Annotated in this window: 8 protein-coding genes, 1 pseudogene and 1 riboswitch; of the genes and pseudogenes, 1 reads left to right on the plus strand and 8 read right to left on the minus strand. The window is 74.2% G+C overall.

Features of this window, described 5'->3' with window-relative positions:
• On the minus strand, window positions 1-1155 hold a 1155-nt coding region (locus JNW98_RS09605), incomplete at its 3' end, for an ATP-binding protein (protein WP_223767707.1).
• Between the two features lie 205 nt (window positions 1156-1360).
• On the opposite strand from JNW98_RS09605, the gene JNW98_RS09610 reads away from it, so the two are divergent.
• A complete protein-coding gene (locus tag JNW98_RS09610; protein ID WP_223767708.1) occupies window positions 1361-1705 on the plus strand; it encodes a DUF1330 domain-containing protein in 345 nt (114 codons plus the stop codon).
• Between the two features lie 65 nt (window positions 1706-1770).
• Here JNW98_RS09610 and JNW98_RS09615 read toward each other — a convergent pair whose 3' ends face one another.
• From JNW98_RS09615 to JNW98_RS09645, 7 genes and pseudogenes are all read right to left on the minus strand, one after another.
• The gene (locus JNW98_RS09615) at window positions 1771-2244 is read right to left on the minus strand and encodes a C40 family peptidase (RefSeq protein ID WP_223767709.1); all 474 of its coding nucleotides are present in this window, start codon (window positions 2242-2244) and stop codon (window positions 1771-1773) included.
• A 7-nt stretch (window positions 2245-2251) separates the two neighbouring features.
• Window positions 2252-2402: riboswitch (cyclic di-AMP (ydaO/yuaA leader) on the minus strand.
• 180 nt (window positions 2403-2582) lie between these two features.
• On the minus strand, window positions 2583-3581 hold the full coding sequence (locus JNW98_RS09620) for an endo alpha-1,4 polygalactosaminidase (RefSeq protein WP_443732495.1): 999 nt from the start codon (window positions 3579-3581) through the stop codon (window positions 2583-2585).
• 56 nt (window positions 3582-3637) lie between these two features.
• The gene (locus JNW98_RS09625; RefSeq protein ID WP_223767711.1) at window positions 3638-4306 is read right to left on the minus strand and encodes a spherulation-specific family 4 protein; all 669 of its coding nucleotides are present in this window, start codon (window positions 4304-4306) and stop codon (window positions 3638-3640) included.
• Window positions 4303-5208 (minus strand): NAD-dependent epimerase/dehydratase family protein, encoded by a 906-nt coding sequence (locus JNW98_RS09630; protein ID WP_223767712.1) that lies wholly within the window; start codon window positions 5206-5208, stop codon window positions 4303-4305. Before JNW98_RS09630 ends, JNW98_RS09625 begins: the two co-directional genes overlap by 4 nt.
• Before the next feature lie 9 nt (window positions 5209-5217).
• Window positions 5218-5931 carry a nucleotidyltransferase family protein gene (locus JNW98_RS09635; protein WP_223767713.1) on the minus strand — a complete coding sequence of 238 codons (714 nt, stop codon included), beginning with the start codon at window positions 5929-5931 and terminating at the stop codon, window positions 5218-5220.
• Window positions 5932-6038: 107 nt separating this feature from the next.
• Entirely contained in the window at window positions 6039-7082 is a 1044-nt protein-coding gene (locus tag JNW98_RS09640; protein ID WP_223767714.1) for an SDR family NAD(P)-dependent oxidoreductase, read from the minus strand.
• A gap of 502 nt (window positions 7083-7584) precedes the next feature.
• Window positions 7585-8517: pseudogene (locus tag JNW98_RS09645) on the minus strand (hypothetical protein); the annotation flags it as partial.

Raw genomic sequence — 8517 nt, forward strand, 5'->3', positions numbered from 1 at the left:
CCAGGGGTAGCCCCCGGCCGCGTCCTCCGCGACGACGGCCTGGTAGACGTCCTCGTCCAGCCGCTGCGGCAGGGCGCAGGCGAGCGCGGCGGCCCGGTGGGCCGGGGTGTCGATCCACTTGAGGAAGCGGTCGACGGCGGTGCCGGAGGGGTCACCGACGGCATCGGGATCGGTGGGGCGTGCCTGAGCGAGGGTGTCGAGGAGGACCGGCAGTCGGCCGGACAGCCGCAGCAGCACCTCCACCACGCGGTCGTCCCGGATGCCCCGGGACGCGAGGAGGGCGCGTGCCTCGTCCTCGTCGAAGACGTCCAGGGGGATCCGAGTGACCTGGTCCAGCCAGTCGTCCCACGTGCCGGCGCGCAGCCGGTCCTGGCCCGCGAGCACCACCTGTACGTTGGCCGGCATGGTTCCGCACGTCTCGGTGAACAGCATGTCGCGCACCCAGGTGTCCAGGACCGGGCCGGTGCGCTCGTAGGTGTCGAAGAGGAGCACCACGCCCGGCCGCCCGCGTGCCACCTGGTCGAGGTCTTCGAGGAACGCCCGGGTGAGTGCCGTGGTCGGGTCCGGGGCCGGGTGGCCGTCGCGGGCGCCGTGCAGCAGGGTGCCGAGGGAGGTGCGCGCCCGGTCGGTGGCGGCGGCGAGTTGGTGGGGGTCCAGGGCTCCGGCCACTGGGCCCAGTCCTGGGACGAGGCCGAGTCCGGCCGGCCCGGCCTGGGCTATGAGGGTGCTCGACGGCGAGGTGAGGACGGGGTCCCCTTCGGCGCCCTCAGCCCCGGGCTCCGCGCGAGTGGCCTCGGCCTCCTGCCGCTGCCGTCGCCATTCCGCCACGCGCTTGTCGAACTTCTTCAGCGGATGGCCCTGCCGGCCGAGTTCGGCGCTGACCGCCTCCATCGCCTCCACGGCACTGTGCACCTCGTCGCCCACCATGGCCGTCGCGAGACCGTGTCGGCGAGCGAGTGCCTCCCACTGCCGGATCAGGGAGGATTTGCCCACCCCGGCCAGGCCGTGGACGTGGAAGAGGAAGTGGAACGCGTCGTCGAGCGGATCGCGGCCGAGGTTGTCCCGGAAGACGGCCAGTTCCCGGTCGCGGCCCTGGAACCCATTGTCGCGCCGGCGGCGGACCAGCTCCTGCCGTGACACCCGTTCCGTGCCCATCACGTCCCTCCCCAGTCACTCTGACGCCATCATGCACGGGCGCCGGACCGATCGGGGCAGTACGCGGGAAGTCATGGAACGGGCGGGCGATGTCCGCTCGGATGACCCCTCAGGTAATCGCTTTCCCACGTCCCCGGGCGGCACTGTGAGGGCACGACAAGCCGCCGGTCCTCACGGGCCGGCCCCTCACGGTCAGGAGACGACGATGCCCGCCTACGCCCTCGGTCACTTCCGCAGCAGCGTCCCGCACGCGGACGTCGTCGCGTACGTCGAGCGGATCCAGGACACCCTCGACCCCTTCGGGGGGCGGTTCGTGGTGCACGGAGGGGAGCCGGACGTGCGGGAGGGGGCGTGGGAGGGGGATCTGGTGCTGATCGAGTTCCCCGACCTGGAGCGGGCGCGGGAGTGGTACGACTCGCCCGCGTACCAGGAGCTGATCCCGCTGCGTACGCCGCACGTCGTCGGGGACGTGCTGCTGGCCGCGGGGGTGGGGCCCGGGTATCACCCGTCCGCGAAGGCGGAGGCGATCCGGGCGGCCATGGACGGCTGACGGGGCAATGGACAGAGACGGGCCGGCGCCGCCGATGAAGCGCCGGCCCGGTGGAGCTTCAGGCGTCAGCGGACGCGGCCGTACCAGACGCTGTTGGTCCAGATCTTCTCCAGGCGGACCTTCTTGCCGGTGCCGGGAGCGTGCCAGATCTTGTTTCCACCCGCGTAGATGCCCACGTGGTAGACGTTGCTGCCGGAGTGGAAGAACACCAGGTCGCCGACGGAGCGCGAGCCGCGGGAGATGTGCCGCGTGGCGTTGTACTGGTCGGCGGCCACGCGGGGCAGCTTCTTGCCGGCCTTCTTGAACGAGTAGAGCGTCAGGCCCGAGCAGTCGAAGCGGTTGGGGCCGGTGGCGCCCCACTGGTACGAGGAGCCCTTCTTGGACTCCGCGACCTTGACGGCCTTGGCGCCGGGAGTGGCCGCCTGGGCGTTCCCGGCCATGCCGGGGAGCAGGACGGATGCCGCGACGGTGGCGGCGGTGAGGGCCGATGCGGTTCCGGCCCGGGAGATGAGCGCGGGTATTCGAGGCAGCGCAGACATGCCGAGTAAGCCCTTCGTCATCCGCCTGCGAAAGATGACCTGTCGGGTTCGGGCTGACAAAGTTGCCCGGCCACCATGTGGCTTCACCCCTAGGACCACCGCCATCGTGGTCCGTCGTGCCTGGGTCTCCCGCTCCTGCCGATCCGCGTGTATCCGGTCCGCACCCGGAGCGGCGGCAGGACTCGGCGTCCGCCCGGGTCGCCCGCCTCTGTGACGGGTTCTTGGTTGTTCGGTGCATGATCCTGCACCATCCACCGGCGAAATCCGGTGTCGAAACGGCGTTCTGTGAGGTTCTTCACGCCGGCCGGAGGGTTTCGTTCCGGCGCCTTGACCCCTTCTCAGCAGGGACGACGCCAGGAACTGAGACCGAGTTTCTTCTGCATCGAGCTCAGCCCCAGGTTTTTGGTCCGGCCGCAGAACTCCCCCGGGTCCAGCTTGTATTCGACGTGGAAGACCGCCTTGCCGCGCTTCACGAAGGGCGCGAGTTTGTCGCATTCGCCGAACTCGGCGCACTGTTCGTTCACCGCGAAGTCGAAGTCGCCGACGAGTTCCGGGATCTGGTCGAGGTCGTTCTTCAGTCCGACGGACATCCCGCGGTCGTGGGCGAGCCGGGCGATCATGCGGTTGAACGCCAATTGGTGGGCGGCGGTGAGGGGGAAGCCCGTCTCGTTGCGGAACCCCTCGGTCAGGTCCGGCTCGACGGCGTCGAAGCCCTTCTTCCGGCACATGTCGAAACGTTCCGCCATGAGGGGCTCAAGGACGTCCAGGCGCCGGACGTCGAGCCACTTCTCGCCCTTCCAGCCGTCGTTGTCCTCGCCCAGCACCTCCTTCGGGAACTTCTTCGCGTCGGGCCGCCAGTCCTCGTACGCGCCCACGTTGACGTAGCAGACGACCTTGCGGCCGTCGGCGTGCAGCCGTTCGACGGTCGCCGCGTCGTTCTCGAAGCCGTCGATGTCGTAGACGGGGACGTCCACCGAGGTGTCGACCTTGCCGTCGAGCTGCCACTGCCAGCGGGTGCCGGGGCGCGGCTGCCAGCGGGCCGCCCGGCCGTCGGGCTTCCCGGACGACGACGGGGAGGCGGATTCCGGTGCCGACGGGCCGGCGGAGGGCGTGTTCCGGGACGGCGCCGGGCTCGTGCCGTGCCGGGGCTTCGCGGGGCCCGCGTCCGAGCGGCCGGGCCGGGGTGCCGCCGACGCGCCCGGCGTCCCGGCGTGCTCCGGTCCGCCGGCCCGGGCGGCGGCGTCACCGTCTTCCGCGCCCGTTCCCGAGCCCGAGCCCGAGCCCGAACAGCCGGCGGCGACGAGCAGGGCCGCCGCCGTCAACGCCCCGGCGCCCAGGGCCCGTCGGGCTCCTCGGCGCCGGGGTCCGGCCGGCTTCGGACGTCCGACCGGTTTCAGGCGTCGGGTGGTGGTGCGGTCTGCCATGGGTTCTCTCCCTTTCCCGGTACCGCGCAGTGCGCTCCGGCGCCGCGCAGCCCGGCCGTGCGGGCCACGTGACCGGCCCGCTCCTGGGGCACACCGTAGACCAAGTGGCAGAAGCGGGAGGGGAGATGGGATTTCGTCCAGGCCGGGACCGCGGCCGTCCGGTACGCCTCCCACGGCCCCTCGAAGGTCACGAGCAGATCGGCGATCCGGGCGTACCCGGGGTCCGGGTGCGTCCCGTGGTTGAACACCAGCGTCCGTGCGCCCAACGCTCTTGAGAGCAGGGCCAGTCGGCGGTAGCGGGCGAGGAACGCGGGGTCCGTCGGCACCTGGTCGAGGAACACCCCGTCGACGCCGTACCAACGGCGGTGGCTGCGCACGTCCGTGAGGACCGCGCGCCGCGGCCGGCGCCCGTAGTCCGTGTCCACGTACCCCAGCACCGGGACCCCCGCGCCCCGGAGCCGGTCCGCGGCGGTGCGGAACGCCGGGTCGGGCCGGTGCCCCGGGCCGTCGGCGGCGTTGAGCACCACGCCGCGCAGCGCGGGGGCGGCCCGCAGCAGGGCCGCCCACGCGCCGGGGTCCACCGCCGGGTGGACGTACAGCGGCACGAGCAGCCGCCGGCCGCCGGGCGCCGTCGTCACCGCGGCGCCCCCGCAGGCCGGGTCCGGGCGGCGGCCCAGAGGTCGGCGAGGGTGGTGTCGAAGGCGTACTCGGGCCGCCAGCCGAGCTCCTTCGCCGCCGCCGTGACGTCGGCCTGCTGCCAGGGCAGCGCCGCCGAGCGCGGCGACCCGGCGCCGCTCTCGTCGACGTGCCCCCGGAACCCGGCGGCCCGCGCCAGGCCCTCGGCGACCTCGCGGGCCGTGCGCGCCGTGCCGCTGCCGATGTTGAGCACACCGGTGACCGGCGCGGGGGCGGTGACGGCGAGCACGGCGGCGCGGGCGACGTCCCGGGCGTCGACGAAGTCGCGGTGCGCGGAGAGGTCGCCGGTGCGGACGACGCCGTCGCGGCCGGCCTCGCGGATGCCCTCGGCGAGCCGGCCGGGCAGCGAGCCGGGCGGCGAGCCGGGGCCCAGCGGGTTGAACACCCGCAGCACGAGCGCGTCGAGCCCGGAGCCGGTGACCGCCAGGGTGCCCGCCAGCTTGGTGGCGCCGTAGAGGCCGAGCGGGGCGGCGGGGGCGGACTCGGTGAGCGAGCGCGCGCCGTCCCCCGCCCCGTACTCGGCGGACGAACCGAGGTGCACCAGCCGGGCGGTGGGCGCGGCCAGCCGCAGCGCCTCGCAGAGCACGGCCGGGCCGCGCGCGTTGACGGCCGTCAGGACGGTGGCGCTGCCGCCGACGGCCCCGGCGCAGTTGACGACGGCGTCGGGGGCCGCGCCGCGCAGGGCGACGGCCAGGTCGGCGGGGTCGGCGCCGGCCAGGTCGCAGGGGAGGGCGGAGCCCGGCGACCGGCCGCCGTCGAGCACCCGCGCGCCGGGGAGGGCGCGCAGCTGCTCGGCGGCGTGCCGGCCCAGGAAGCCGGTCGCGCCCAGGACGAGGATCCGCATGCGGGTCGTTCACGCTCCTTTGATCAGCAGGTCGCGGCGGTGGGAGAACTCCGCGTTGGCCCGGTCGTAGTCGTCGGGGCGCCCGATGTCCAGCCAGTAGCCCTCGAACTCGTAGGCGTTCGGCGGGGTCCCGGCGGCGAGCAGGTCCAGGACCAGCTCGTCGAAGCCGAGCGGCAGGCCGGGCGTGTAGCGGGCCAGGGCGTCGCGGCTCACGCCGTAGACGCCCATGGAGACGCGGTAGTCCATGCTCGGCTTCTCGGTGAAGCCGGTGACGCGGCCGGCCTCGGTGGTCAGCACGCCGAAGTCGATGCTGACCTTGCGGGCGTAGGTGGCGATGGTGAGCGGGGTGCCGGAGGCGCGGTGCTCGCGCAGGACGTCGGCGAAGTCGAGGTCGGTGAGGACGTCGCCGTTCATCACGAGGAAGTGCTCGGGCAGCCGGTCCGCCATGGTGAGCAGCGGGCCCATGGTGCCCAGCGGGCTCTCCTCGGAGGTGTAGTCGACACGCAGGCCCCACTGGGAGCCGTCGCCGACGTAGGCGCGGATGATGTGCCCGAGGTGGCCGATGGCCAGGGTGCAGCTGGCGAAGCCGGCGCCGGCCAGCTGCCGCATCACGATCTCCAGGATCGCGTGCTGGTCGCCGATGGGGACGAGGGGCTTGGGCAGGGCGGTGGTGTACGGGCGCAGCCGGATGCCCTTGCCTCCGGCCAGGATCACTGCGTGCATGGGGTGCCGTTCCTCTCTGCTGACGTGGCTCGCGTGCGGGGACGGGTCGGATCGCGGGTGCGGACCGGGGGAATCGGTCACGCGGCGTTCGGTCAGACGGCGTTCGGTCACACGTTGTAGATGCCGGTCTTGTAGCGGGCCAGGTTGGCCGGGTCGCGGAAGAACTCCACGGTGGCGGCGAGGCCGTCCTCCAGGCTGTGGGCGGGCGCCCAGCCGGTGGCGGCGCGCAGCCGGGAGGCGTCGCAGACGAGGCGCATGACCTCGGAGGCGGCGGGCCGGACGCGGGCGGTGTCCTCGCGGACGTCGAGGTCGGTGCCCATGATCTTGCCGATCAGGCCGACCAGGTCGCCGACCGAGATCTCCTGCCCGGTACCGGAGTTGAAGGTACGGCCGACGACGCGTTCCGCCGGCGCGGTGCCGACGGCGCGGAAGGCCGCCACCGTGTCCTTGACGAAGCTGAAGTCCCGGGTGGGCCGCAGGTCGCCCAGGGTGATGGTGCGCTCCCCCGCGGCGACCTGCCCGATCACCGTGGGGATGACGGCGCGCATGGACTGGCGCGGGCCGAAGGTGTTGAAGGGACGCAGGGTGACGACGGGCAGCTCGAAGCTGGCGTGGTAGCTGTCGGCCAGCCGGTCGCCGCCCGCCTTCGAAGCGGCGTACGGGGACTGGGTGTTGATCGGGTGGTCCTCGGTGATCGGCACCGTCTGCGCGGTGCCGTACGTCTCGCTGGTGGAGGTGTGGACGAGACGGCCGATCCCCAGGTGGCGGACGGCCTCCAGCACGTTGAGGGTGCCGGTGACGTTCGTCTCCACGTAGCTGTGCGGGGCGCGGTACGAGTACGGGATCGCGATCAGCGCGGCCAGGTGGTAGACGGTGTCGGCGCCCTTGACCAGGTCCTGGACGGAGCCGGGGTCCCGGACGTCGCCGAGCACGATCTCCACCGCGTCCAGCGTCTCCGCCGGCAGGGTCTCCAGCCAGCCGAAGGACGAGAAGGAGTTGTACTGCACCATGGCCCGCACCCGGAGGCCGTCGGCGACGAGCGCCTCGACCAGGTGCGAGCCGATGAACCCCTCGGCACCGGTGACGGCGACGCGGCCGGGGGCGGGGGTTGCGGGGGCGGATGCGCTGGGGGACGGGGACTGCGGGGTCATGCGGAATGCTCCTCTGATGGGCGGACGGTGAGCGGCGGACGGTGTGCGGCCGCGCGCGGGTGAGGGACGGCCGGAGGCCGGGTCCCATGGCGGCGCGGTGGTGCGGTGGTGCGGTGACGGCCGGCGGCCCGGCCTTCCGGTGGTGCTATTGACGGCCGGTGAGCCGACCCTCCTGTGGTGCGATTGACGGCCGGTGAGCCGGGGCCCTCCGGTGGTGCGGTGACGCATGGGCGGTCGGCACCGGGACGTACGGTGGTGCGGTGCGCGGTGGCGTCGAGGCCCGGGGCCCGGCCCGACCTCCGCGCCCTCCCGGGTCCCCCGGAACCGGCCGCCGGAGGCGCGGCTCCGTTGCCGACGCCCGACCGCCTCCGCCTCGGCCGCGCACCGGCCGAACCGGCGGCCGAACCGACGGCCGAACCGACGGCCGGAACGGGGACGCCGGCCACCCGACAGCCCACCCGGACCGTAGGGGACCCACCCGGCCCGGCCCCCGCGCGTACCCTCAGCGATGCGCCGTGATCCGCCCCAGCCGGACGACCGCCGTGCCCGCCAGGGCCGCCGACGCGCAAGCGCAGACGACGAGTTGGACGACGGCCGGTGACGGCAGCCGTACCGCCAAGGCCGCGGCCTCCGCCGCGCCGGCCACGAGGCAGGCGACGGCCGGGGCCCAGGCGATGCCGTACGCCTGGAGCAGCAGCCCCGTCCACAGCACCGCGCCGAGGGCGAGCAGGGCCGCCGTGCGCAGCGGCGTCGGCGGCGGGCCGCCGGGCCAGACGGCGTCGGCGGCGAGGACCAGCGCCGCGAGGGCCGCGAGGTACACGGCGAGGCAGAGACCGAGGACCCGGGCGACGCCGGCCGGCAGTCCGCGGAGCGTGGTGGCGCGGGCCAGGGCCTTCAGGGCCTGGCTGCGGAACCGGTAGAGCAGCCATTCGGCGGCTCCCATGCTGAGGGTGAGGGCGATGACGGCGGGGCCCGCGGGGTCGGCGTGGCTGCCGTGGCGGAGGACGTCCCCGAGCGCGGCGACGCCCGTCAGGACGCCGCAGCCGAGCCCGAAGAGCCCGTAGGGGGCGGAGGCGAGCGGTGAGAGGGCGGGCGGCGGCGCGCCCTCCTCCCGTACGGCCAGGTGGTTCTGGTACGCCGCCGAACCGGTGACCGCGGCCAGCGTGGCCAGCAGCAGCCCGTACGCCACGGCGCGCGGCGGTTCGGCGACGAGGACGGCCGCGCCCCCGGCGGCGACCGGTATCAGGGTGTACAGCAGGAGGCGTTCGCGGCCCAGGACGAGCAGGACGGTCGCGGCGGACAGGTAGAGCGCCTGGCCGACGGCGAACGAGGCGGCCCCGGCGGGTCCCTGGAAGGCGAGGGCCGCCGCGGTGGCCAGGAGTGCGCCGAGCGGCGCGCCGGTGCGCAGGCAGCGGCCGGCGGCGGCCCGGCCGCC

The sequence above is a fragment of the Streptomyces huiliensis genome (assembly GCF_020037025.1).
Classification (GTDB): domain Bacteria; phylum Actinomycetota; class Actinomycetes; order Streptomycetales; family Streptomycetaceae; genus Streptomyces; species Streptomyces huiliensis.

Excerpts from the sequence above, each read along its gene's own strand:
- JNW98_RS09610 (WP_223767708.1), top strand. The coding sequence starts at position 1,361 with ATGCCCGCCTACGCCCTCGGTCACTTCCGCAGCAGCGTCCCGCACGCG.
- JNW98_RS09615 (WP_223767709.1), bottom strand. The coding sequence starts at position 2,244 with ATGTCTGCGCTGCCTCGAATACCCGCGCTCATCTCCCGGGCCGGAACC.
- JNW98_RS09630 (WP_223767712.1), bottom strand. The coding sequence starts at position 5,208 with ATGCGGATCCTCGTCCTGGGCGCGACCGGCTTCCTGGGCCGGCACGCC.
- JNW98_RS09635 (WP_223767713.1), bottom strand. The coding sequence starts at position 5,931 with ATGCACGCAGTGATCCTGGCCGGAGGCAAGGGCATCCGGCTGCGCCCG.
- JNW98_RS09640 (WP_223767714.1), bottom strand. The coding sequence starts at position 7,082 with ATGACCCCGCAGTCCCCGTCCCCCAGCGCATCCGCCCCCGCAACCCCC.